General features: G+C 61.7%; 21 protein-coding genes. 4 read left to right on the top strand and 17 right to left on the bottom strand.

What is annotated here, in order from left to right; genetic code table 11:
- Positions 1–44: 44 nt before the first annotated feature.
- The 14 genes from R2B70_RS13640 to R2B70_RS13575 all read right to left on the bottom strand — a co-directional run bounded on the left by R2B70_RS13640 (position 45) and on the right by R2B70_RS13575 (position 15,239).
- Positions 45–653, bottom strand: coding sequence for a LysE family translocator (locus R2B70_RS13640; RefSeq protein WP_318161745.1), 609 nt, complete (start codon positions 651–653; stop codon positions 45–47).
- Positions 654–775: 122 nt separating this feature from the next.
- Entirely contained in the window at positions 776–4,093 is a 3,318-nt protein-coding gene (gene mscK / locus R2B70_RS13635) for a mechanosensitive channel MscK (protein WP_042078648.1), read from the bottom strand.
- Between the two features lie 149 nt (positions 4,094–4,242).
- Positions 4,243–5,655, bottom strand: a complete 1,413-nt coding sequence (gene pykF, locus R2B70_RS13630; RefSeq protein WP_042078647.1) for a pyruvate kinase PykF — start codon at positions 5,653–5,655, stop codon at positions 4,243–4,245.
- Positions 5,656–6,049: 394 nt separating this feature from the next.
- Positions 6,050–7,180 carry a cupin domain-containing protein gene (locus tag R2B70_RS13625; RefSeq protein WP_209794534.1) on the bottom strand — a complete coding sequence of 377 codons (1,131 nt, stop codon included), beginning with the start codon at positions 7,178–7,180 and terminating at the stop codon, positions 6,050–6,052.
- Between the two features lie 129 nt (positions 7,181–7,309).
- Positions 7,310–8,680 (bottom strand): adenylosuccinate lyase, encoded by a 1,371-nt coding sequence (gene purB, locus R2B70_RS13620; protein WP_318161744.1) that lies wholly within the window; start codon positions 8,678–8,680, stop codon positions 7,310–7,312.
- Positions 8,681–8,710: 30 nt separating this feature from the next.
- Complete coding sequence (hflD, locus tag R2B70_RS13615) at positions 8,711–9,322, bottom strand: high frequency lysogenization protein HflD (RefSeq protein ID WP_042078644.1); 612 nt, start codon at positions 9,320–9,322, stop codon at positions 8,711–8,713.
- 144 nt (positions 9,323–9,466) lie between these two features.
- Positions 9,467–10,573: a tRNA 2-thiouridine(34) synthase MnmA gene (mnmA, locus tag R2B70_RS13610; protein WP_318161743.1), complete on the bottom strand. Its 1,107-nt coding sequence runs from the start codon at positions 10,571–10,573 to the stop codon at positions 9,467–9,469.
- Positions 10,574–10,731: 158 nt separating this feature from the next.
- The gene (locus tag R2B70_RS13605) at positions 10,732–11,199 is read right to left on the bottom strand and encodes an NUDIX hydrolase (RefSeq protein ID WP_318161742.1); all 468 of its coding nucleotides are present in this window, start codon (positions 11,197–11,199) and stop codon (positions 10,732–10,734) included.
- A 92-nt stretch (positions 11,200–11,291) separates the two neighbouring features.
- Complete coding sequence (locus R2B70_RS13600) at positions 11,292–12,179, bottom strand: pseudouridine synthase (protein WP_411646819.1); 888 nt, start codon at positions 12,177–12,179, stop codon at positions 11,292–11,294.
- Between the two features lie 81 nt (positions 12,180–12,260).
- Positions 12,261–12,737, bottom strand: a complete 477-nt coding sequence (locus tag R2B70_RS13595; RefSeq protein WP_318161740.1) for a GNAT family N-acetyltransferase — start codon at positions 12,735–12,737, stop codon at positions 12,261–12,263.
- Positions 12,738–12,791: 54 nt separating this feature from the next.
- A complete protein-coding gene (locus tag R2B70_RS13590; protein WP_318161739.1) occupies positions 12,792–13,046 on the bottom strand; it encodes a hypothetical protein in 255 nt (84 codons plus the stop codon).
- A gap of 137 nt (positions 13,047–13,183) precedes the next feature.
- Positions 13,184–13,618, bottom strand: a complete 435-nt coding sequence (locus tag R2B70_RS13585; protein WP_223932142.1) for a CopD family protein — start codon at positions 13,616–13,618, stop codon at positions 13,184–13,186.
- A gap of 418 nt (positions 13,619–14,036) precedes the next feature.
- Positions 14,037–14,849, bottom strand: a complete 813-nt coding sequence (locus R2B70_RS13580; protein WP_042078662.1) for a hypothetical protein — start codon at positions 14,847–14,849, stop codon at positions 14,037–14,039.
- A 102-nt stretch (positions 14,850–14,951) separates the two neighbouring features.
- Positions 14,952–15,239: a hypothetical protein gene (locus R2B70_RS13575; RefSeq protein WP_318161738.1), complete on the bottom strand. Its 288-nt coding sequence runs from the start codon at positions 15,237–15,239 to the stop codon at positions 14,952–14,954.
- A gap of 520 nt (positions 15,240–15,759) precedes the next feature.
- Between R2B70_RS13575 and R2B70_RS13570 the strand changes: the two genes are divergently transcribed.
- Positions 15,760–15,909 carry a hypothetical protein gene (locus tag R2B70_RS13570; protein ID WP_084202994.1) on the top strand — a complete coding sequence of 50 codons (150 nt, stop codon included), beginning with the start codon at positions 15,760–15,762 and terminating at the stop codon, positions 15,907–15,909.
- Positions 15,910–16,526: 617 nt separating this feature from the next.
- On the top strand, positions 16,527–17,780 hold the full coding sequence (gene icd / locus R2B70_RS13565; protein WP_042075114.1) for an NADP-dependent isocitrate dehydrogenase: 1,254 nt from the start codon (positions 16,527–16,529) through the stop codon (positions 17,778–17,780).
- Between the two features lie 67 nt (positions 17,781–17,847).
- On the opposite strand, the gene R2B70_RS13560 is transcribed toward icd, so the two are convergent.
- Both R2B70_RS13560 and dsdA read right to left on the bottom strand, forming a co-directional pair.
- Positions 17,848–18,024 carry a hypothetical protein gene (locus tag R2B70_RS13560; protein WP_081843655.1) on the bottom strand — a complete coding sequence of 59 codons (177 nt, stop codon included), beginning with the start codon at positions 18,022–18,024 and terminating at the stop codon, positions 17,848–17,850.
- Between the two features lie 341 nt (positions 18,025–18,365).
- On the bottom strand, positions 18,366–19,682 hold the full coding sequence (gene dsdA / locus R2B70_RS13555; protein WP_318163358.1) for a D-serine ammonia-lyase: 1,317 nt from the start codon (positions 19,680–19,682) through the stop codon (positions 18,366–18,368).
- Positions 19,683–19,912: 230 nt separating this feature from the next.
- Here dsdA and dsdC point away from each other — a divergent pair, with 230 nt between their 5' ends.
- A complete protein-coding gene (gene dsdC / locus R2B70_RS13550; protein WP_318161737.1) occupies positions 19,913–20,857 on the top strand; it encodes a DNA-binding transcriptional regulator DsdC in 945 nt (314 codons plus the stop codon).
- Between the two features lie 368 nt (positions 20,858–21,225).
- A complete protein-coding gene (locus tag R2B70_RS13545) occupies positions 21,226–21,633 on the top strand; it encodes an H-NS family nucleoid-associated regulatory protein (protein ID WP_042075118.1) in 408 nt (135 codons plus the stop codon).
- A gap of 490 nt (positions 21,634–22,123) precedes the next feature.
- Here R2B70_RS13545 and R2B70_RS13540 read toward each other — a convergent pair whose 3' ends face one another.
- Positions 22,124–23,230, bottom strand: coding sequence for a 3-deoxy-7-phosphoheptulonate synthase (locus R2B70_RS13540; protein ID WP_318161736.1), 1,107 nt, complete (start codon positions 23,228–23,230; stop codon positions 22,124–22,126).
- Positions 23,231–23,339 lie beyond the last annotated feature (109 nt).

Genomic DNA, 23,339 nt, shown 5'->3' with positions numbered 1-23,339 from the left:
ACGACGGCGCTGCGTCGGGATGAAGGGGAATCAGGGATGGACGCTCAGGGTTGGCTCAGTATCTCCTGAATGACGGGCACCACGGAGAGGACCAGCAGGGCCGCCATGGTCTGGTTGAAGCGGCGGCGGGCCAGGTCGTCGGCCAGCCAGCGCTTGAGCAGGGCACCGCACAGGAGCCAGAGCCCGACACAGGGGAAAGAGACGATGAAGAAGATCAGGGCGATGGCGAGGTTCTGCTGGTGGAACTCGGCCCCCGCGCTGGTGAAGGCGGCGATGGCGCCGGTGGCGACCACCCAGGCCTTGGCATTGACCCACTGGAACAGGGCCCCCTTGAAAAAGCCGAGGGGGCGGGCCTGAGTGCTCCCCGTCACCTCGCCCGCCGAGCGGGCGATGAGCCAGGCGAGATAGAGCAGGTAGAGGGTGCCCGCGCACTTGATGAAAAAGTGGAGTTCGGGGAAGAGGATAAAGAGCCGGCCGAAGCCCAGCCCCACCAGCAACAGCATCAGGGTGAAACCGACGCAGATCCCCATGAGCAGGGGCAGGCTCCTGCGCACCCCGAAGTTGGCCCCGGCACTCATCACCATGATGTTGTTGGGCCCGGGGGTGACCGATGCCGAGATGGCAAAGAGCACCACGGCGTAGAGATAGTCCATCGGCTTCCTCTTGGCTGACAGTCCGTTGTCCTCCCTATATTGGGGGGCTCGCCCCGCTTTCAAGGCGCCAGAGAGGCTGAAAAAAACAGGCCCCGTTACGGGGCCTGTGCAAGCGGGCGGGATCAGACGGGCTGGTGCCCCGCCGGCGGCAGCGCCGGGCGGGATTCCACCTTCTGTTCGTCTCCCTGCATGTTCTTGATGTAGACGTCCATTTGGTTGAACGCGATCTCGATGCCATGCTCGCGGAACAGCACGTCGATGCGGCGGTTCAGCTCGTCGATGGCCGGGTTACGATCCCCCAGCTCGCTCACGAAGAAGCGCAGCTCGTGATCCAGGGTGCTGGGCCCGAAGGTGAGGAAGTAGACGGTGGGGGCGGGATCCTTCAGGACCCGGCTGTTCTCCGTGGCCGCCTGCATCAACAGCTTGCGGGTCAGATCCAGATCCGAGCCATAGGCCACCCCGACCCGGGCGATGACCCGGGTGACGGTATCGGACAGGGACCAGTTGATCAGCCGTTCTATCATCAGCTGCTGGTTCGGGATGATCACCTCCTTGCGGTCGAAGTCGGTGAGGGTGGTCGAGCGGATCCGGATCTTGTTGACCGTCCCCGAGATGGTGCCGATGGTCACGGTGTCGCCGATCCGCACCGGGCGCTCGAACAGGATGATGATGCCCGAGATGAAGTTGGAGACGATCTGCTGCATGCCGAAACCGATACCGACCGAGAGGCCGGCGGCCAGCCACTGCAGCTTCTCCCACTGGACCCCCAGCATGGCCAGCGCCGTCAGCGAGCCCATGCCGATCAGCACGTAGTTGAGCATGGTGGTGAAGGCGTAGGCCGTGCCCTGGGCGAGGCGCATCCTGGAGAGCACCAGCACCTCCAGCAGGCCTGGCAGGTTGCGAGCCAGGGAGAGGGCAGCGCCGAACAGGAAGAGGCCGGTCAGCACGTCGCTCAGGCTGATGGGATAGAGCACGGCATTGGCGCCTGTCCCCTCGCTCTTGTGCCAGAGCACCACGCTGTCGAGGTAGGTGAAGACCGCCACCAGATCGGACCAGAGCCAGTAGAAGGCGACGCCGAACACCACCAGCAGCATGATGCGGGTCAGACGCAGGGACTGCTGGCTGACCTCTTCCAGATCCATGGGCTGCTCTTCGATGGCCTCGCCCCCTTCCGCATCCTCCAGGGTCTTGTGCTCGCGCTTGGCGACGGCGCGGCGATAGGCCAGGCGGCGGGCCGCCAGCTCGAGGCCGCGCAGGGCGGTGCGATAGACCAGGCTCCAGATGATGAGGAGGTAGAAGGACTCGATGAGGCGGCCGGTCAGTTTCAGGGCCGTGTAGTAGTAGCCGAGGGCCGCCAGCACCATGAGCGCCACCGGCGCCAGCGCCAGGGCGACGGCGGTCAGGGTCTGCAACATGCTCGCCTCGCCCTTGATGCGGGCGCGGGAGATGGGCAGCACCAGGTAGGCGGTCAGCCCCAGCAGCAGCATGGTCAGGGCCTGGCCTATCACGTCGTTGCCAAGGGAGGAGGGTTCCACCACCGCCTTGGTCGACAGCATGATGAGGGGCAGCAGAGGCAGCCAGAGGTAGCGCATGCTGTTGCGCTTGGCCTGCAGCTCGTCACGGGGAATGCGGAAGTGGGTCTCGCCGATGCCGCCCGGGCGCATCACCGACAGATAGACGCTGAATACCAGGTAGCCGAGGGCCAGGTTCAGGGTAATCTGGAAGATGAGTTTCGGGCTCAGCAGGCCGCAATAGGCCAGCAGCAGGCCGGCGGCCAGGATGAAGAGGGTGCCCGGCAGGCGCTGCAACACGGTGAACAGCAGGGCGCGCGGGGTGTGCCACTGGCTGTCCTGGCGGAAGCGGCCGAGATCCTTGGCGATCTTCTTCTGGCGATCGAGCAGGGTGCCGCGTTTCCACAGCAGCAGACCGCCCACCAGCAGCAGCGGCAGCGCCAGCAGGGAGACCGCCAGCAGCATGTCGCCCCAGCCGCTCCAGTCCGGTTTCAGCACCCAGTCGGAGACCTGCTTGTAGGCCTGGGCCGGCCAGCTGATGAACCACTTGGCGTCGATGGGCTTGTTGCTGCTCACCCAGAAGATGTGCTGTTGCAGGGTGAACTCGATGGAGGCATAGACCCGGCTCAGCTGCTGCTGGGTCAGCTGCAGGCTGATGGCGTTGGTGAGCTGGGCATCCATCTGGCGGTTGAGCTGGTCCAGCAGGCTGATGCGGGTGTCGATGAGCTTGGCAAGGTTCGCCTTGTCCTCCTCGCTCACCGTCTCGCCGCTGCTGGCGATCAGGTTGTCCAGATACTGGGTCTTCTGGAACAGCTGGTCACGTTGCTGGCTCAGCTCGAACTGGGCCAGGTGCAGGTCGGCGATCTGCTCTTCCAGGTTCTTCACCAGGGTGGAGGGCGCCGCCTCCAGCTGCTGGTAGAGCTGGTAGAGGATGCGCGACAGCAGCAGGTTGCCCTTGAGCATCTGCACCTGTTCGTTGAGGTTGCGCTCGGTCTGGGTGCCGCGCTCCAACCAGCTCTTGGCCTGCAGATTCTTCTGGGCGAGCGAGTTGAGGCTGGTGGTGGCGCTGATGAGCTGCTGGCTGAGCTGGTGGTTGATCTCCTGCTCCTTTTGCACCAGGGGGTTGTCCTCGGCGGCCACCAGCTCGCCGGTCTGCTCGGCGGTCTTCTCGGTGTCACCCAGGCGCTTGGCGCTGCTCTGCTCCTGCAGGGCCTGCAGCTTCTGCTCCTCGCTCGCGAGCCGTGCGCTCTGGTAATCGCGCTGCTTGACCGCCAGATCCTGCATGCTGGTGCGGTTGTCCAGCTCCTTTTGCAGGTTGGCCAGTTGCAGATCCAGCAGGGCCAGCTCGGCGCCCAGCTTCATCTTCTCGGCGCTGCTCACCCCGTCCCCGGAATTGAGGCGGGTGCGGATCTCCTGGCTGCGCTGATAGGCGCGGCTCATGTTGGCCTGGGCCCGCTCCGGCAGGGTCTGCAGGCTGGTGATCTGGCTGCCGATGGTGCCGAGGGCCTCCTGAGCATCCTGCATGTTGGCCATGATCTCGGGCTGGCGGCTGTCGAGCTCCGCCAGGCTCATGGTGGCGTATTCGCTCCTGAGCTGCTCCGGGCTCTTGCCCTGGGTCAGGGCCTCGAGTCTGGCGCTGATGTCGCGCAGCTCGGCCGGCAGGGAGCGAATGCGCTCGTTCTGGCTCTTGGCCTTGCTCTTCTCCTTGTCGATGCTGTCGAGCAGGGAGAGGGTGTCGGTCAGGAACTTGTGATCCGCCTGCTGGCTGACGGTGAGGGCATCCGACTTGCCGAGGGCATCCAGCGCCCGCTGCACGGTGGCGCGCTGGGGCAGGTCCTGCGCCATGGCGTGCGGGGCGCAGAGGGTGATGAGTAAGCAGAACAGCGGCAACAGGGTAGCCGAGGCTCTTTTGAATCGTGTTGAGAGCATAAAACGTCCGGGTGATTATGCGAGGTTCGAAGGATTGTCCGCCTGGGAAAAATCCGCGTGGATTCTAGCACCGGCGCGAGAGAGGCAGCAGGGGGGAGAGATAAAAAAAACGGCGCCCGAAGGCGCCGCTTTCATCGATTCAGGGCTGATTACAGCACGTGAACGGAGGCGGTGTTGGTGGTGCCGCTCGGTACCAGGGCACCGGAGACCATGACAACCACGTCACCCTTCACGCCCATGCCGATTTCCAGCGCGGCTTCTTTGCCGATGCGATAGAAATCGTCGGTGGAGGCGATGGAGTCGACCACGTGAGTCACCACACCCTTGGTCAGCACCAGCTGGGCAGCGGTCTTCTTGTTGGTGGTGATGGCCAGGATCCAGGCTTTCGGGAAGTACTTGCGGATGGCCTTGGCAGACTTGCCGCCTTCGGTGGCGACCACGATCAGCGGGGCGTCCAGCTTCTCGGAGGTCTCGACCGCGCCTTTGCAGACCGCTTCGGTGATGCGCAGCTTGTTGCTGTCGTTGGCGGCAGACAGGTTGGACGGCATCACGGAGTCGGTACGCTCGCAGATGGTGGCCATGATGGTCACGGCTTCCAGCGGGTACTTGCCCTTGGCGGACTCACCGGACAGCATGACGGCATCGGTACCGTCCAGGATGGCGTTGGCTACGTCGCCGGCTTCGGCGCGGGTCGGACGCGGGTTCTTGATCATGGAGTCCAGCATCTGGGTGGCGGTGATGACCACTTTGCGTGCCTTGTTGCACTTCTCGATGATCATCTTCTGGGCGAAGATCACTTCTTCAACCGGGATTTCCACACCCATGTCGCCGCGGGCGACCATGATGCCGTCGGAGACAGCCAGGATCTCGTCGAAGTTGTCCAGGCCTTCCTGGTTTTCGATCTTGGAGATGATCTGGATGGCCTCGCCACCGTGGGCCTTCAGGTGCTCACGGATTTCCAGCACGTCTTCCTTCTTGCGGATGAAGGAGGCGGCCACGAAATCGACGCCCTGCTCGCAACCGAAGATCAGGTCGCGCTTGTCTTTCTCGGCCAGGGCCGGCAGCTTGATGGAGACGCCCGGCAGGTTGATGCCCTTGTTCTCGCCCAGATCGCCGTTGTTCAGGACTTTACAGATCACTTCGCGTTCGGTGATCTCGATGACGTCCAGACCGATCAGGCCATCGTCAACCAGGATGCGGTTGCCGACGCGCAGGTCGCTGGCAAAACCGGCGTAGGTCACGGCGACGCGATCCTTGTTGCCGATCACGGTCTGGTCGGTGGTGAAGGTGAAGGTCTGGCCGGCCACCAGGGAGACGTCGTTGCCGCCTTCCAGCTTGATGGTACGGATTTCCGGGCCCTTGGTGTCCAGCAGGATGGCTGCTTGCTTGCCGGTTTCGGCCATGACAGCGCGCAGGTTGCTGATGCGACCACCGTGTTCGGCGTAGTCGCCGTGGGAGAAGTTCAGGCGCATGACGTTCATGCCGGCATCCAGCATCTTGCCCAGCATTTCTTTGGATTCGGTCTTGGGACCGATGGTGCAGACGATTTTGGTCTTTTTCATGTCAGTCTTCATGGTTAAGGAATTTCCGCCGTGCAATATACACCAGTTTTTGGATACTTTTTATGATCCAGAAACAACGTTTTGAGCGAAAACGGCCTCATTTCACAAGATAACGTTTTCGCTCACTGTTGATTTTACGGGCTAAAATAATTGGTTTCTCCGCGTGCCGGCCCATTCGGTTCCCACTCTGCGTTCGCACCGGTGTCGAACGGATGTTGTTAAATAACAAGGCGACGAAGGCGGCGGGAGGAGCAGGCCTTGATGGCCGACCGTCACCAAGTGTAGTGGGGAGACCGTCGGTTGCCAGCAAGGCGGGGAGAAAGGGAGTTCACGCGAACGAAAAAGGCGCCGCTGGTGACAGCGGCGCCTTGTCGTTGCAGGGCCCGGCGCGGGCTTAGCCGAAGAACCAGTAGCCGCGGTTGACGAGGCGGGTCAGCAGTTGCAGGAAGCCGGCCTGGTCGGCGAGCTCCTCCAGGTCGTCCTGGGTGACCATGTCCTTGTCGCAGAGCAGGGAGATGGCGGCGGCATCCTCGCCCGGCAGGGTCCAGGCCTCGCCGTCGATGTAGCAGGTCCTGGCCTCGCCGCTGAACCAGACGGTGCGCAGGCCAGGCACCTTGATGGCGGGCTCGCCCTGGCTCAGCAGGTCGGCCACCTCGTCGGCGCCGTAGTCGGGCTCCATGGGGCTCACGTCCAGATCGTGCTTGGCCTCGGAGATCATGGTGCCGAACCACTCCTTGAACAGGGTCTCGTCGTCGAGGGCCTGTTGCATCAGCTCGCGCAGGCGGTGCAGCTCATGGGGCTGGATCTCGCCGTGCCGGGCGCGGGGCTTGAGGTCAGGGTCGCCATAGCGCTCGGTGCGCAGATCGTTGTCGATCAGGTGATCGGCAAAGGAGGAGATAAGCGCCCTGGCGTCCGGTGCGCGGAAGCCCACCGAGAAGTTCAGGGAGGGCTCGATGGCGTAGCCCTCGTGGGGGAATCCGGGCGGGATGTAGAGGATGTCGCCCGGCTCCATGATGACGTCGATGATCGCCTCGAACGGCTCGCAGTGCAGCAGGGCTGCATGGGCGGCGAACTCGCTTCGCGGCGTTGCATCGCCGACGCGCCAGTGACGCTTGCCCTGGCCCTGGGTGATGAAGACGTCGTAGTTGTCGATGTGGGGGCCGACGCCGCCGTGAGGGGTGGAGAAGCTCACCATGACGTCGTCAAAGCGCCAGCCCGGGATGAACTGGAACGGCAGCGCCAGCTCGTGTACCTCGGGTACCCAGTGGTTGCAGGCCTGCACCAGCACGGTCCAGTTCTCTTCCCCCAGGTGATCGTAGGATTCGAAGGGGCCGTGGGCCGCCTCCCACTTGTTGTTGAAGCGGGTCACCAGGCGCGACTCGATCACGTCCTCCATGGCCAGACCCGCCAGCTCGTCCGGGCTGATGGGATCCTGAAAGTCGGTGAAACCGCCCTTGATGAGGAGCGGGCGCTTCTGCCAGTAGTGCTCGAGGAAGTGAGCGATATCCAGATTGAGTTGGTACATGGTGCTTCTCGTATCTTGTGAGAGGGCTTGCCCAAGGCGGGCTTGGGCAAACCCTGTCGGGTGCTTGAAAAGTAGCAGGGGCCCTGTGGCAGAGCGTGCACAGGGCCCCTGTCGTATCGCGTTGGCCGCTTACTTCAGCAGATCCACCAGACGCTGGGCGTCGCCGATGTAGTTGGTCGGGGTCAGCTTCTTCAGCTCAACCTTGACCGCTTCCGGCAGCTCCAGGGTGTCGATAAAGGTACGCATCCCTTCGGCGTCGACGCGGCGACCACGGGTCAATTCTTTCAGCTTCTCGTAGGGCTTCTCGATACCGTAGCGGCGCATCACGGTCTGGATCGGCTCGGCCAGCACTTCCCAGTTGGCATCCAGATCGGCGGCCATGGCATCCGCGTTGGCTTCCAGCTTGGAGATGCCCTTCAGGGTCGCCTGATAGGCAATCAGGGAGTAACCCACCGCCACACCCAGGTTGCGCAGCACGGTCGAGTCGGTGAGATCACGCTGCCAGCGGGAGATGGGCAGCTTGCTCGCCAGATGCTGGAACACGGCGTTGGCCAACCCCAGGTTGCCTTCGGAGTTCTCGAAGTCGATGGGGTTGACCTTGTGGGGCATGGTGGAGGAGCCGATCTCGCCGGCGATGGTGCGCTGCTTGAAGTGACCCAGGGAGATGTAGCCCCAGACGTCGCGGTCGAAGTCGATCAGGATGGTGTTGAAGCGGGCCAGGGCGTCGAACAGCTCGGCGATGTAGTCGTGCGGCTCGATCTGGGTGGTGTAGGGGTTCCAGGTCAGGCCCAGAGAGGTGACGAACTCCTCGGAGAACCGGTGCCAGTCCACGTTCGGGTAGGCGCTGAGGTGGGCGTTGTAGTTGCCGACCGCACCGTTGATCTTGCCGAGGATCTCCACCGCCATGATCTGCTTGAACTGGCGCTCCAGACGGTAGGCGACGTTGGCCATCTCCTTGCCCATGGTGCTCGGGGTCGCCGGCTGGCCGTGGGTACGGGAGAGCAGCGGCATGTCGCGATACTCATGGGCCAGGCGCTTGATCTCGCCGATGAGCTTTTCGCAATAAGGCTTGATCACCTCTTCCCGGGCGGTCTTCAGCATCAGGCCGTGGGAGTTGTTGTTGATGTCTTCCGAGGTGCAGGCGAAGTGAATGAATTCGCTGACGGCGGCCAGCTCCGGGTTCACTTCCACCTTCTCTTTCAGGAAGTACTCCACCGCTTTCACATCATGGTTGGTGGTGCGCTCGATCTGTTTGATGCGGGCGGCATCCTGCTCGTTGAAGTTGCTGACGATGCCGTCGAGCAGGGCATTGGCTGCCTCGCTCAGGGCAGGGACTTCCGGGATCCCGGCGTGGCTGGCCAGTTTTTGCAACCAGCGCACCTCGACTTCGACGCGAAAACGCAGCAGACCGAATTCGGAGAAGATAGGGCGCAGGGCATCGGCCTTGTCGCCATAACGACCGTCAATCGGGGAAACGGCAGTCAGCGCGGACAGCTCCATGGGGTGAACTCCTGATGATTGGTGTGGGGGTTAAAATCGTTTGGCCAGTTCCACCATCTTCTTGCGGGCGAAGATGATCTGGGTGCGGCTGCCGCCGAGCTGGCGCCACAGCACCACGGCGCGAATGCCCGCCAGCAGCAGGGCGCGCACCTTGTGCTGTACCAGGGGCTGCTGCAGGAACAGCGGGGTGCCCGCCACCTGGATCCTGGGGCCTATCGGGCTGATAAGATCGCTGTAGATGCTCGCCATGTTGGCCAGGATCTGCTCGTCGAGCAGATCGAAATGCTGTTGCTGGCGGCCGATCTGGCTGATCCGCTCTCCCAGCATGTTGAGGATGTCCTTGCGCTTGGCGAGCTTGCGCTCCAGCGCGATCAGGCTCACCACGTAGCGGGTCAGCTCGGCGTTCTTCTGGCTGCCGTCGGCCCCCAGCTGCTCCACCAGGGCGCGGTAGCCGTCACGAATGGCGAGGTGGCTGCCGAACACTTCCAGCGGCTGCTTGGGATCGGTCACCAGCACGCTCTGCAGGCTCTCGCGCAGGGAAGCCTCGTCACAGGTGCCGTCGCGGGCCACCTTCTGTACCAGATAGGCCGCCTGGCAGATGCCGGCAAAGGCCATGGTCCTGTCTTGAAATTTGTCGCTCATCGTTTCACGGCCCTGTCTTGTTCACTCATTGGCTGATGCCGTAGCAAGCCATGATCCTTGTTCTGTGTGCTCTTGGGGAGAGGGGCCTGCCCCTCATCCGGCCCCCACTTCCGTCAGAGAAGAGGGGGCACCCTGCCCGATCCCTTAGACCGGGTGGCTGAAGCGTTGTTCGATGATGCCGCCGCCCAGGCAGACTTCCCCGTCGTAGAAGACGGCGGACTGGCCCGGGGTCACCGCGGCCTGCTTCTCGTCGAAGATGACCCGGATGGTCTCATCGTCGATGGGCTGGATCAGGCAGGGGATGTCTTCCTGACGATAACGGGTCTTGACGGTGCAGCGGCGCGGTTCGCGGATGGGGGTGCGATCCACCCAGTGCAATTGGCTCGCGATCAGGCCATCGGAGTAGAGGCGGGGATGCTCGCCCTGCGCCACCACTAGCGTGTTGCGCTCGACCTCTTTGTCGACCACGTACCAGGCTTCTTCGGTGGCATCCTTCATGCCGCCGATGCCGAGCCCCTTGCGCTGGCCCAGGGTGTGATACATCAGCCCCTGGTGCGTGCCTATCACCTTGCCGTCCACGGTTTCGATGGGGCCGGGCTGTGCGGGCAGGAATTTCGCCAGGAAGTCCTTGAACTTGCGCTCGCCGATGAAGCAGATACCGGTGGAGTCCTTCTTCTTGGCGGTGACGAGGTCGAGCTGCTCGGCGATGCGGCGCACCTCCGGCTTCTCCAGATCCCCGACCGGGAACAGGCTCTGACCCACCTGAGCTTCGCTCAGGGTGTAGAGGAAGTAACTCTGATCCTTGTTGGTATCCAGACCGCGCAGCAGGCGCGGGCGGCCGGTGCTGTCGTCACGGCGCACATAGTGGCCGGTGGCGATGTAGGTGGCCCCCAGCTCTTCGGCGGCAAACTCCAGGAACGCCTTGAACTTGATCTCCTTGTTGCACAGGATATCCGGGTTCGGCGTGCGGCCGGCCTTGTACTCTTCCAGGAAGTGCTCGAACACGTTGTCCCAGTACTCGGCGGCGAAGTTGATGGTGTGGAGTTTCATCCCCAGCTTGTCGCAGACGGCCTTGGCATCAGCCAAATCCTGGGCGGCAGAGCAGTACTCGTCCGTGTCGTCTTCTTCCCAGTTCTTCATGAACAAGCCTTCGACCTGATAGCCCTGCTGCTGGAGCAGGTAGGCCGAGACGGAAGAATCCACGCCGCCGGACATGCCGACGATCACCTTGATTTGGCTGTTGTCTGTCATTAGTCGAAGTTACCAGTTCGTTTAAACGGGGCATATTCTACCAGAGTTTTGCGCCCCCGGTCACATCTCCATGCCGCCTTGCCCATCGGGAGCCCGGCAGCGGGAAATCGTTTTTCTTGTCTCGGCCCCATAGCGTCAAAAAGAGCGTCCAATGGCGCTTAAATGAAGACCTTGAGGGCCGACAGCGGCAGGCGGGTGCCGGCCAGATAGTCCTGGATGCACTGCCACACCAGGGGGCTGCGCAGGGCCGGCTTGCACTCGGCGATCTCCTCCAGGCTGAGCCAGTGGCAGGCCAGCACGTCGCCGTCGGGATCCTCTGGATGGTGCTGACCCGGTGCCTTTTCAAGGTCGAAGATGACGGCGGTGCGCACGAAGGTCGCCTCGCTGTCCGCCGGCTTGTAGAGATAGACCCCGAGCCAGGCGGTGGGCGCGGCGGTGAGCCCCGTCTCTTCCTTGAGCTCGCGGCAGGCCGCCTCAATCAGGTTCTCCCCCGGCTCCACGTGGCCGGCGGGCTGGTTGAAGCGGCGCTGGCCCTTGATCTCCTCTTCCACCAGCAGGAAGTGGCCCTGCCAGTGCACCAGGGCGGCCACGGTGAGACGGGAGGGAAGGGGGGGATGTTCGATCATAGGGACTCCTTGTCTTGTTGGGCTCGGCCTGTGTGGAAGCACTCGATTCAACTGCACTATTTATTGCACGATTGCCAGGTCATGGCTGCCCGTTATTCCGAGGGCTTGGTGCGAGCCGGTCGGCGCGCTGTGCCGCGCCCGCCGCTGCGATTGGCCGGGCGCGTGCCCGCTTCACTGCTGCCCCGCCCTTGGCGTTGCTCCTGGTGTTGGACGTTACGGCTCGGCCGGGCCGCGTTGTTGCTGCGGGCCCCCTGTGGCCTGGCGGATGTGCGCGGCTTGCCGTGCGCTGGCGCTTGCCTCGGTGCCGCTGCCAGCTCGGGGGCGGGCAGGGCGCGGCTCTCCCCCGGTGCCAGGCCGTCTAGGGTCCAGTCGCCGATGGCGTAGCGGATGAGGCGCAAGGTGGGGTGGCCGATATGGGCTGTCATGCGCCGCACCTGGCGGTTGCGCCCCTCCACGATTGTTATCTCGAGCCAGCAGGTGGGGATCTCTTTACGCTCGCGAATGGGCGGATTGCGTGGCCACACCGCAGGGTCATCCATGATGCGCGCCCCGGCGGGCAGGGTCAGGCCGTCGTTGAGTTCCACTCCGGTGCGCAGGGCAGCCAGTTTCTCCTCGCTCGGCACGCCTTCCACCTGTACCCAGTAGGTCTTGGGGGTCTTCTCCCCGGGCTGGGTGAGGCGCGCCTGCAGCTTGCCGTCGTTGGTGAGCAGCAAGAGCCCCTCGCTGTCGCGGTCGAGCCGGCCCGCGGCATAGATGCCGGGCTCGCTGATGTAATCCTTGAGGGTCTCCCGTCCCGCCTCGTCGGTGAACTGGCAGAGCACCATGTAGGGCTTGTTCAGTAGCAGCAGCTTGCGATCCGCCGCGGCCACCTCAGGCTTGCGCCCTGGGCCCGGGGTGGGCGGCTGCACCTTGCCCACCCTGGCGGGGCGGCCTGCATCGGGGCGGCTGGAGAGGGAGAGGCGGGGACGGGGTGATTTCATCGCATGCATACCAAAAACAGGGGATGGGGGAGTGTACCACAGGGGGTGGCCATCAGGGGGGGGCAGGGCCACCCTCTCGGGTCAGGGGGAAGCGGTGTCCGGCGCCAGTGCCAGCGAAAGCTGCAGCATATCCTTGTGCTGGATACCGTGCTCCATCAGGGGCTGCGGGTAGTGGATAAGGAAGTGATCCTTGATGACGCCATCCACGCGAAAGCCGTGGCGCTGGTAATAGGTGAGCTGGTGGCCGAAGCTGCCGGTGCCGAGCTCGACGCGGCGGACTCCTTTCCCGGCCAGGCTGGTCAGCACGAAGCGCAGCAGGCCGGAGCCGATGCCTTGCTGCTGGCGGTCGGGGGTCACGGCGATATTGAAGATCTCGGCCGTTTGTTCCCCCACCAGACCCGCCACGCAGGCTCCCACTACCTCGTTGCCATTGTTGCCCGCCAGGGCGGCAAAGCCCCAGGCGCCGGGCAGATAGGCGGCGATGCGCTGTTCTGCGGGATCTGCCTCCAGCAGCAGCGCCAGCGGCAGTTGGTCGGGGGCCATCTCGACAAACTTCATCTTTATTTCTCTTTTATCTCGCTCTGACTGTCCGGGTGCGCCGCCCTCTGGGCCTCAATACTCCAGAAACTTCTCGCCGCAGCGCTCGCAGATCAGATGTTTTACATGGGTGGCCTGATAGGCGAGGGTCTGGCCGAATACCGCGTTGGTCAGGCTGCTGGAGCGAAAGGCTTGCCAGAAGGCTTTGCGCGGATCCTTGGGCATGATGTCCTGATTGTGATCGCGGGCCACCAGCACCACGAGATGGCGGGTGCGCTCACCGCATCGGTCGCAACGATGGAGTTCGCTCTGTTCGCTCAAGGTTGTCATGCTGGCGTTCGTTCTCGTGGTGGGCGCGCGCCTATCATAGCTTTCTTCACATAGCTCTCAATTCCCCGTTCAGGGGGCCGCCACGCGGCAAAGCCCTGCCCCATGAAAGTGGATCAGTCTCTATTTATCCCCGAGCGTCAATAGAACCACCCGGTTCTGAACGACACGCCCGTTATGACAAACAGGATGGAGATAATGGTCACCGGGATGATATGCCAGGCCATGGTGACGAGGTTTTTCTCGGATAGATGGGGAATGACTCTGAAGCGCGCACTCATGGCGAAGCCGAGCGTCAAGGCCAGCAGCGACAGCTTCAACAGGATCGGGTGGGCGACGGGATTGGAAAAATCCAGCCACTGGCTGACGTCCGGCAGCATGCGATAAGCCAGATAAAGGCCGGTTATCACCTGGATGATCAACGCCGGCATGCCGATCTTTTCGTAAACAGACTCGAATTCCAGCAGCCTGGCGGGCGAGCGCTCCCTCAATACCCTGGGCAGCACGACCACCGACAGCACTATATGGCCGCCGGTCCAGATGGTGGCCGCGAGAATATGTAACAACAGTGCCAATCCGTACATCCTTATCCTCCGGCGATGCAATGCCGATGCATAGCGCCAACGATATCTGACCCATGGTGAACCCGGGACGGGATGCGAGCGACGGCGTCAGCGGGCCCCGTCATCCCTGGGCTATCTCCTCGCCAGGAGTGGCGAGCAAAACATGTTAACCAATGGCATGATTTCGCAAAACCCGATGCCGACCAAAGCCTGTTCAGGATCAAGAAACGGTCCCTCTCCGGGGAAAAATTCCCATTTGGGAGTAGATGACTCGTCGGGGCTAAGGCCAGCAGTGGCAGCCTGGCGCGTCGTGGAGGTGTTACGGGGATGCGCCCGGGGATGACCCTCATCACAACGACCGGCAAGCTGGCCGATGGCTGCCACCTGATCTTATCCAGCCCCCCCTGGCGCCGGTTTTTATGGGGATAGGTCAAGGGTGAGTGGGCATCTCAGATGGCTTGGTTTCATCCTGAGGGGGAGGCTCAGGACGGTAACGGGTCTGCTCAATTTGATCGTGGCGCAACAGCAGGGTATCGCCCCCCTTGAAGCGATAGGCACAGTGGATGGTGTTGCAGGTGATGCGGATATGGGGTTCATTCCCCAGCAGGGGTGACTGGCTATTGGCCTCGCTCTCCGGCCAGTTACCTTGCTCCAGAAGGGTGATCTGAACTTGTGCTGCTTTTACTCCTTGTATAAAGAAGTCTATGGCGCCCATGACGGGGATCAGCACCGCCAATAGCAGGAAGGCAAATTTGTAGTAGTTATCGCCAAGCCAGATAAAGGCTCGACTAAGAGAGGGGGCTGGGTAGCGCTTTTGCGCTTTGGCTTGCTTGCAAGCTGCCCGATATAACCACGATGTTTGCCACCACCATGTGAGCCTGATCCTCCAGCGCGGACAAAAAATTAGGACGGCACAAATGGAAAAAATGGAAATGATGAGGCCCAACAAGGGCCACATCCACGGTTTGAGCATATCGAGAGTTTTCATGAGCCCAAAGGCCAGTAGATAGTCCGCTGGTGGGGAAAACTCAGAATAATCAAGGCGAAATGCCATGGTGTAGCCATAGTGATAGGCCATGCCTAACAGGTAAGTTGCCGCGGTCAGGACAGGAACTGCCGCCATTATCACACCGACAAAGCGCCAGATTGTACCCTCATCTTCGGCTTCGGGCTTGGCAGTGCGCAGTTTCTTCACATGCTGGCGTAGCCAGCACCAACGGGTCGTTAATATGGGCTCGCTCATGGAAATCCTTGTCAATCTGTCACTCATTCATATCCACAGTCTGTCGGCCATCGGGGTCATTTACCGCGGTTCCTCGGTAGGTGTGGCGAAAGCTGTGATCTGTCAGAAGATGGCGCGGCTGCGAAACAGCACCTTGCCACAAGCCAGGCAGGTGTGGCGAAGACGGTAGTCACCCCGGCCGGTGAGGGGGGTGAACAGCACCTTGTCGGAACCGCAGCCATGGCAGCGGGCATTTTCGGCATCCGTGGTGGCGCACTCGGGATGCAGTGCGAGGTATTCCGGCAGGGTGGGCAGGCGCTCCCAGTCCGGCTGGCCGAGTGAGCGGTTCCAGAAGATGAGGCCGGCAGCAACCAGACCCGCCAGGGTGAGCAGAACATGGATCAGTTCCATTCGAGAAAAACTCCATTTGGGGCAGGCGGTGAGGCGTCGGATGGTCGACCAGGCATCTTAGCTGAGCAGGCAGGGCAGGAGATATCCCCGAATGGGTCGTAGATACCCGGTCGGAAGGGGTCTGCCATCCATCCGGATAAGTGATGGCACTGGGAATGTCGCATCTGAAATCTGGATGGATGAAGGGCGTTTTTGCCGGCCCGGTGGTGGGGGGGAGAGGGAGCAGCGTGTGAAAAAAACCTGCATAGCCAGATTTTTGCCGGTGAGGGCGGGTGAATGGCCGGGAGTTGAAAACTCAATGCCCTGATAAATATGTGAAATATATTTATGTCATGGGTTTTGGCGGGAAGAAAAAGAGGGGCCCACAAGGGGCATTTGCCCGTTTTATAGATTGGTTTTTGCATAATCAATCGTTTATTTTGTTGGACAATCGGGGAAAACCTGGTGTCCAATCGGGGGAGCAGGTTGGCCAACAGTGCCGTCAGCCAGTGTGTAACCCGAGATGTAAGGAGACATCCTGATGGAAAAACTTGACCAAAATATCGACATCATGCGCCAGGAGTACGAGTCCCAAGGGCAGAAGCAGGCCCAGGACAAATGGCAAGCCAGGGTCGATGAACTGCAGCGGGAACGCACCGAGGTTCCCCAGCCGGAAGCGGCAGAACACTAGCCCTTGGCGGCCTTGTGGCCACCGAGTGAGCGAATAATGAAAAACCACCGCCCTGCACAGGGCGGTGGTTTTTTTGGGCGTCGCGACTAGGTTGTGTTCTCAAAGTGTTCATATTTCAAGCGCCTCAATTTTCAGCCATAAACAGGGCCTCTAAAGAGGCCAGTTTAGGCAGTTTTGAAGTGAATGAATGCGGTCTTTCTGGAAGGATGGAGTCCCATAGGATGGGGAGGGCGTTTAGCAACCACTTTAAGAACACAGCCTAGTCCGGATCCGGCAGCCTTTCCCCAACACCTTGATGTGGCTTGGCCGGATGTGGTTACGAAGATGTAACGACGGATGGCATGGGTGGAAGTTACCCTCGGGGGCGGCGCGGCGGCGCGGCGACGCGGGCAGGGGGAGGCATCATTAAGAGGAGAAGAGCCCTGGCGGGTGGGGGCCTGCACCCGCGCCAGGAGAGGATGGCGATGAGGCGATTCCCTGCCACGGGGGCGCACTGTGATCCAGTCTCCGACTATGGTCGGACATGCACGCCCGCCATTTGATTATGCAAATGGATGGGCTTAAGATGGCCGCGCGCAACGATCAGATTGATAACAAACGGAAGTTAGGAGATGCCGATGGAAAGCAAAGTAGTTATCCCGACCCAGGGCCAGAAAATCACAGTCGATGCCAACGGCAAGCTGCAGGTTCCCCACAATCCCATCATTCCGTTTATCGAAGGGGATGGTATCGGTGTGGACGTGACCCCGGCCATGTTGAATGTGGTGAACGCCGCGGTCGAGAAAGCCTACAAGGGCGAGCGCAAGATCGCCTGGATGGAGATCTATACCGGCGAGAAATCGACTCACGTCTATGGCGAAGGTGCCTGGCTGCCGGCCGAAACCCTGGATTTCATTCGTGAATACTGCGTGGCCATCAAGGGCCCGCTGACCACCCCGGTCGGCGGCGGTATTCGCTCCCTCAACGTGGCCCTGCGCCAGGAGTTGGATCTCTACGTCTGCCTGCGCCCGGTCCGCTACTACGAAGGCACCCCGAGCCCGGTCAAGCACCCTGAGCTGACCGACATGGTGATCTTCCGCGAGAACGCCGAAGACATCTACGCCGGCATCGAGTGGAAGGCGGACAGCGACGAAGCCAAGAAGGTGATCGCCTTCCTGCAAAACGAGATGGGCGTGAAGAAGATCCGCTTCCCCGAGTCCTGCGGCATCGGCATCAAGCCCATGTCCAAGGCCGGTACCGAGCGTCTGGTCCGTGCCGCCATCGAGTATGCCATCGACAACGATCGCGACTCTGTGACCCTGGTGCACAAGGGCAACATCATGAAGTTCACCGAAGGTGCCTTCAAGGATTGGGGCTATGCCCTGGCCCAGAAAGAGTACGATGCCCAGCTCATCGACGGCGGCCCCTGGTGCTCCTTCAAGAACCCGAAGACCGGCAAGACCATCGTCGTCAAGGACGTCATCGCCGATGCCTTCCTGCAACAGATCCTGCTGCGTCCGGCCGAGTATGACGTCATCGCCTGTATGAACCTCAACGGCGACTACATCTCCGACGCCCTGGCCGCACAAGTTGGCGGCATCGGCATCGCACCGGGCGCCAACATCGGCGACGGCGTGGCCCTGTTCGAAGCCACCCACGGCACCGCGCCGAAGTACGCCGGCCAGGACAAGGTCAACCCGGGCTCCCTCATCCTCTCCGCCGAGATGATGCTGCGCCACCTGGGCTGGACCGAGGCGGCCGACCTCATCGTCAAGGGCATGGAAGCGGCCATCGCCAACAAGACCGTCACCTATGACTTCGAGCGACTGATGGAAGGGGCCACCCTGCGCTCCTGCTCCCAGTTCGCCCAGGACATGATCGACCAGATGTGATCCGGGTTGTTGAAATGCAAAACCGGCGCCATGAGGCGCCGGTTTTTTTATGGGAGCAGCAGGGTGGTCAGGTGGTCTTCTCCACGTGCTGCTCGTAGATCTGCTGCCATTTGCTGAGCTCGGCCTCATTCCCCTCTGCCTGCCAGAATTCGCAGATGGAGCTGGCCAGTTCGGATGCCATGGCGTGATCCCCGTCGCGACGGCTCATCAGATATTGTCCCAGCCAGCTTTGGTATTGTTTCATAGCCCGATCTCCTTATCTTGGGTGGCCCGAATGAGTTCTTGCTGGCGTGGATAGCCTGCCACAACTGGCTCAACCGGGTCACTTGTGGTTCCGCACGGCGGTTTGCCGCTCTTGCCCGATCCGGTCGTGATCTTGTCGGTTCGAGGGGCTAACAGGGCGCAGATGTCAAAAAACGGCCTCCATCGTATCACAAATTAACCACTCTGGGGACGTTGAAGGCAAATTAAGGCATCCAGCAGTCTGGCCGTCTCTGTGGGCGGGGCTGTGGTGTGCGCGCCATCTCGCTGATACAACAAGAGAAAAACCCGCCGGGTCGGCGGGTCTTGTGGGTGAAAAAAAGATCAGAGGCGGGCGCTGGCCAGGTACTTTTCCATCTCCTCGGCGGGCACCATGCCGCCGCCGGTGGCCCACACCAGGTGGGTGGCCCGGGCCATGTCGGTGACATCCAGCCCTCGTTCGGCCTGCCACGCCGGATCGGCAGCCACCCGCCAGGGACCCGCCATGCCAGCCAGGGCGGAGGGTTCGAGCCGGATCTGCTCGTCCCGGGCCAGCAGCCCCAGCAGGTCGTACATCTCCTGATCGTCCAGGGTGTAGAAGCCTGCCAGCAGCCGCTCCATGGCGCGACCGACGAAACCGGAGGCACGCCCCACCGCGAGACCGTCGGCGGCGGTGAGGTTGTCGATCCCCAGATCCTGCACCGCTATCTCATCGTGCAGCCCGGTGTATACCCCGAGCAGCATGCAGGGGGAGTGGGTGGGCTCGGCGAAGAAGCAGTGGACGTGGTCTCCGAACGCGAGTTTCAAGCCAAAGGCCACCCCGCCCGGGCCGCCGCCCACGCCACAGGGCAGGTAGACGAACAGCGGGTGCTCGGCGTCCACCCTGATGCCCATCTGGTCGAACTGCGCCTTCACCCGCTCGCCGGCCACCGCGTAGCCGAGGAACAGGGTGCGGGAGTTCTCATCGTCGATGAAGAAGCAGTGGGGATCGCCTTGGGCCTCCCTGCGCCCCTGGGCCACCGCCACGCCGTAATCCTCGGCATACTCCACCACGGTGACGCCGTGCTCGCGAAGCTTGCGCTTCTTCCACGCCCGCGCATCGGCGGACATGTGGACGCTGACCTGAAAGCCGAGGCGGGCGCCCATGATGCCGATGGAGAGCCCCAGGTTGCCGGTGGATCCCACCGCGATGCGGTATTGTCTGAAGAAGCAGCGCAACTCATCGCGAAGCAGCGTGCGATAGTCATCCTCTTCGCGCAGCAACCCGGCCGCCATGGCCAGCCGCTCGGCATGAGCCAGCACCTCGTGGATACCGCCGCGCGCCTTGATGGATCCGGAGATGGGCAGGTGGCTGTCTTTCTTTAGCAGCAGCCGACCGGTCAGCTCGACCCCGTAACGCTGGTTCAGGGTCGCCTGCATCGCCGGGATGGCCGCGATCTCGGACTCCAGGATGCCCTTGCTGGCGCGGGTCTCCGGGAAGGCCTCACACAGATAGGGAGCGAAGCGGGTGAGACGGGCGGCCGCCTCCGCCACATCCTGCCGGGTGAGGCCCACATGGGGCAGGCCTTCCGCCAGAGTGGTGGCCCCCGGATTGAACCAGGTCAGGGGATCGAGGGCCATCAGCCTCTCGAGCAGGGGAAAGCGGGCGATGAGCCCGGCCATGTCGGTGTGTGTCACGGGAACCTCGAGGGAGTGGTGAGGGGATGCCCCATTGAACGGTACGCGGGGCGGGCTGACAAATGATAAAAAGCAAGGCTTGGATGAGCTGAATTGATGCAAGGCGGAAAAATTCCTCGCTCCCATCGTGAAGGTAAGGTTTTGGGTTTGTCTGGTGAATGCAACCTCCTGTCATCTGGTATCATCGGGCGGATCAAAAGAGAGGAGGGGCGACCATGGGAAGCGATGAACACTATGCGGTGAGGCGAAAGCTGCTGAGCGGTTATCAACTCGCCAGGCTCCATACCTTTGAGGCGGCGGCGCGGCACGGCTCCTTTGCGCTGGCGGCGGAGGAGCTCTCCCTGAGCCCGAGTGCGGTCAGCCACAGGATTGGCACCCTGGAAGAGGAGCTCGGCTTCCCGCTGTTCCAGCGCTTTCATCGCAAGGTGGTGCTGACTGCGGGCGGGGAGCGCGTCTTCTGGGCGCTAAAGTCGTCGCTGGAGTTCATCAATCAGGAGGTGCTGGAGATCCGGGATCAGGCGTTGTCGGGCTCCCTGACGATCCACTCGCGCCCCTCCATCGCCCAGTGCTGGCTGGTGCCGAGGCTCGCCGACTTCTCCCGCCAGCATCCTCTGATCGAGCTCAACCTGCTGACGGGCAACGAGAACATCAACCTGCAGGGGTATGGCATCGATCTGACCCTGAATTTCGACGCCAGGATGCCGGAGCGGCTCACCATCCACCCCCTGATGGACGAGTACATGGTGCCGGTGTGCAGCCCGGACTATGCCGAGGAGCACGGGCTGCTGGAGAGCCCGGACAAGCTGCAGCACTGTCGCCTGCTGCACGACAGGCAGGCCTGGGGTCATGACACGGACAGTGACGAGTGGCGCACCTGGACACAGCACTGGGGGCTGGCTCTGGAGGCCTGCCAGTCGCACATGGGGTTTGATCGGGCCGACCTTGCCATCCTCGCCGCCACCCACCACGCCGGGGTGGCCATGGGGCGCAAGCAGTTGGTGAGCCAGGGGCTGGCGAGAGGGGAGCTGGTGATGCCTTTTCCTGCCATGGCGGTGCGCTGCGAACAGCGCTACTACCTCGCGACCCTCCCTCACCGCCAGTGCCCCAAGATCCAGGCCTTCATCACCTGGATCAAGGCACAGGCAGAAGCCGCATGCTGAAGTTCAGTCCTTTGTCAATTTGGCGCCATGGCCTTTTCCATTGGGGATCACGGTCATGAGCACAATATTTGTGCCGTGACCGGTTGCCCTGGCCATCGAATTGAGCCACCCCGCGATTCAATGCCAGGGCGGTCAACCTTCCGGTTTATCCGATGGTAGAAGAGGGCAGGATTAACCCAACGGGAAAGAAATAAAGTCGGTGGCGTTTTCCAATAAGCGCAATGTGGAATTAACCGCAGTGAATAATGTCCATAGGGTATCAACCATCATCCTGACGCCATAAAAACATTATGTTGTTATAGCAAGGCCATGCTATTCTCAAAATGTGTAATCCCTGTGACATACAAAAATAATTCTGTGAGGAAGTAATGAACGAGTTTCTGAAGGTTCTGCTGAACATTCGCAGCTTGCGTGCTGCCATCCGTGAACTGCCGTTTGAGCAACTGCAAGAAGCGAAAGAAAAGTTCGATCTGGTATATAACGAGCGTGCCGAATCCGTCGAACAGGAGCGTGCCGAGCAGGAAGAGCGTCAGCGCAAGCTGAACGAGTTTACCGAGATGCTGCAACAGGCCGGTATCGATCCGCGCGAGCTGATCAACAGCGTGGCAGCCCCGGCAGCCGCTGGTGCGACCAAGGGTAAACGTGCTCCCCGTCCCGCCAAATACAAGTATCAGGAAGATGGTCAGGAGAAGACCTGGACTGGTCAGGGCCGTATGCCCAAGGCCATCGCCGAGCAAGTTGCGCTGGGCAAGGATTTGAACGACTTCCTGATCTGATCGCCGTATCCGGATATCAATAATGCCGCCCCTTGGGCGGCATTATTATTTTCGGGAGCCTGCCTATCTCTTGTACTTGGAAAGCACCGGTAATTGCACAGGCTCGTCTGGAATAGCCATGACCATCATGGGCCAATAAAGCAGAATCATCCACCACCTGCCGCAGATCCGCGATCGCCGGCGCCATGCATTCAGGACTCATACAGCCCAAATTCTGTCGCAGCCCATCGGCCGGAGAATTAGGAAAGGCCAGGGTGGGGGTGAAATAGACGCTGGGGTGAAATAGCGGGAGGGATCCCGAACCTCTCTGATCGCCAGATCCCATTTGATCATGCTGAGTATGGGAAGGGCTTGATATTGCCCGCTATTATTTTCTTTCGCCATTCATGTCCTATTTGACACCCCATCTTCGGAATATATGTCCCTCATTCTTTGTATGAAGGACATAGGTTGGGAGCGGCTGTGCCAAGGCGAATAAATAAGAGATGACCTAGGTAACGGCCTGGCTGTCTTTATGATGAAGGGGGACTGCCTTGCGTTTGGCGAGACGGCGGCGGGCCTGCACCGCCTCGGCCAGCATGGCGAGCAGGGTCTCGCTCTCTTCCCAGCAGAGACAGGCATCTGTGACCGACAGGCCGTATTGCAGCTCGCTCAGCGGGGCCGGTTTCTGGCTGCCTCCCTGCAGAAAACTCTCCACCATGACGGCGGCGACGGCGTCGCTCCCCTCGCTCAGTTGACGGCAGAGCTCTGCGGCGACCCTGAGCTGGTTCCTGTGCTGTTTCTGGCTGTTGCCATGGCTGCAATCCACCATCAGACGATGGTTGAGCCCCTGGCGTGCCAGGCGCTCGGTGGCGTCCATCACGTCGCTCTGGTGATAGTTGGGCAGGGTACCGCCGCGCAGGATGATGTGGCAGTCCGGGTTGCCCTCGCTCTTGATCACCACCATGCCGCCCTGGCTGCCGGGGGCGGTGAACAGATGGGACGCCGTGCTGGCCTGGATGGCATCGATGGCGACCCGGATATTGCCATCCGTGCCGTTCTTGAATCCCACGGGGCAGGGCAGTGCGGAGGCCAGTTGCCTGTGTACCTGAGACTCGGTGGTGCGCGCCCCTATGGCGCCCCAGCTGATGAGATCCGCCAGATAGAGAAAGCTGGTAGTATCGAGGAACTCGGTGGCGGTGGCGAGCCCCAGCCCATTGATGTCGAGCAGCACCTGGCGGGCCAGATGCAATCCCCGATTGATATCGTTGCTGCCGTCCAGGTGGGGATCGAACACCAGCCCCTTCCAGCCCACCGTGGTGCGCGGCTTCTCGAAATAGGCGCGCATCACTATCAGCAGCCTGTCTTCATAGGCGCTGGCGAGCCGTGCCAGCCGCCCGGCATAGTCGAGGGCCGCGACGGGATCATGGATGGAGCAGGGGCCAATCACCACCAGCAGGCGATCGTCTTCCCCAGACAGGATCCGGCGCACCTGGTGGCGCTGGCTGTCGATGTGCCTGGCCATGTCGGCCGGGCAGGGGTGCTGTGCCAGCAGCTCGGCAGGGGTGGGGAGCGCCTCTACCGCGAAGGCGCGCATGACCGAATTCAAAACTGCCATCTGGAATTACCTTGCTGTGCATGAGTGCGATGGGGAACCCGGTATGCGCCATCCCGTTTGGGGCAGACAGGTTCACGGCTCACCGCAGTTGTTGAGAATGATTGTCATT

The organism is Aeromonas sp. XH (genome assembly GCF_033348475.1).
Classification (GTDB): Bacteria; Pseudomonadota; Gammaproteobacteria; order Enterobacterales; family Aeromonadaceae; genus Aeromonas; species Aeromonas sanarellii.
This window is presented reverse-complemented; position numbering and strand designations above follow the sequence as displayed.

What these genes read in the sequence shown, in the direction of transcription:
- R2B70_RS13640 (WP_318161745.1), bottom strand. Translation starts at nt 653, where the DNA reads ATGGACTATCTCTACGCCGTGGTGCTCTTTGCCATCTCGGCATCGGTC.
- mscK (WP_042078648.1), bottom strand. Translation starts at nt 4,093, where the DNA reads ATGCTCTCAACACGATTCAAAAGAGCCTCGGCTACCCTGTTGCCGCTG.
- pykF (WP_042078647.1), bottom strand. Translation starts at nt 5,655, where the DNA reads ATGAAAAAGACCAAAATCGTCTGCACCATCGGTCCCAAGACCGAATCC.
- R2B70_RS13625 (WP_209794534.1), bottom strand. Translation starts at nt 7,180, where the DNA reads ATGTACCAACTCAATCTGGATATCGCTCACTTCCTCGAGCACTACTGG.
- purB (WP_318161744.1), bottom strand. Translation starts at nt 8,680, where the DNA reads ATGGAGCTGTCCGCGCTGACTGCCGTTTCCCCGATTGACGGTCGTTAT.
- hflD (WP_042078644.1), bottom strand. Translation starts at nt 9,322, where the DNA reads ATGAGCGACAAATTTCAAGACAGGACCATGGCCTTTGCCGGCATCTGC.
- mnmA (WP_318161743.1), bottom strand. Translation starts at nt 10,573, where the DNA reads ATGACAGACAACAGCCAAATCAAGGTGATCGTCGGCATGTCCGGCGGC.
- R2B70_RS13605 (WP_318161742.1), bottom strand. Translation starts at nt 11,199, where the DNA reads ATGATCGAACATCCCCCCCTTCCCTCCCGTCTCACCGTGGCCGCCCTG.
- R2B70_RS13600 (WP_411646819.1), bottom strand. Translation starts at nt 12,179, where the DNA reads ATGAAATCACCCCGTCCCCGCCTCTCCCTCTCCAGCCGCCCCGATGCA.
- R2B70_RS13595 (WP_318161740.1), bottom strand. Translation starts at nt 12,737, where the DNA reads ATGAAGTTTGTCGAGATGGCCCCCGACCAACTGCCGCTGGCGCTGCTG.
- R2B70_RS13590 (WP_318161739.1), bottom strand. Translation starts at nt 13,046, where the DNA reads ATGACAACCTTGAGCGAACAGAGCGAACTCCATCGTTGCGACCGATGC.
- R2B70_RS13580 (WP_042078662.1), bottom strand. Translation starts at nt 14,849, where the DNA reads ATGAGCGAGCCCATATTAACGACCCGTTGGTGCTGGCTACGCCAGCAT.
- R2B70_RS13575 (WP_318161738.1), bottom strand. Translation starts at nt 15,239, where the DNA reads ATGGAACTGATCCATGTTCTGCTCACCCTGGCGGGTCTGGTTGCTGCC.
- R2B70_RS13570 (WP_084202994.1), top strand. Translation starts at nt 15,760, where the DNA reads ATGGAAAAACTTGACCAAAATATCGACATCATGCGCCAGGAGTACGAG.
- icd (WP_042075114.1), top strand. Translation starts at nt 16,527, where the DNA reads ATGGAAAGCAAAGTAGTTATCCCGACCCAGGGCCAGAAAATCACAGTC.
- R2B70_RS13560 (WP_081843655.1), bottom strand. Translation starts at nt 18,024, where the DNA reads ATGAAACAATACCAAAGCTGGCTGGGACAATATCTGATGAGCCGTCGC.
- dsdA (WP_318163358.1), bottom strand. Translation starts at nt 19,682, where the DNA reads ATGGCCGGGCTCATCGCCCGCTTTCCCCTGCTCGAGAGGCTGATGGCC.
- dsdC (WP_318161737.1), top strand. Translation starts at nt 19,913, where the DNA reads ATGGGAAGCGATGAACACTATGCGGTGAGGCGAAAGCTGCTGAGCGGT.
- R2B70_RS13545 (WP_042075118.1), top strand. Translation starts at nt 21,226, where the DNA reads ATGAACGAGTTTCTGAAGGTTCTGCTGAACATTCGCAGCTTGCGTGCT.
- R2B70_RS13540 (WP_318161736.1), bottom strand. Translation starts at nt 23,230, where the DNA reads ATGGCAGTTTTGAATTCGGTCATGCGCGCCTTCGCGGTAGAGGCGCTC.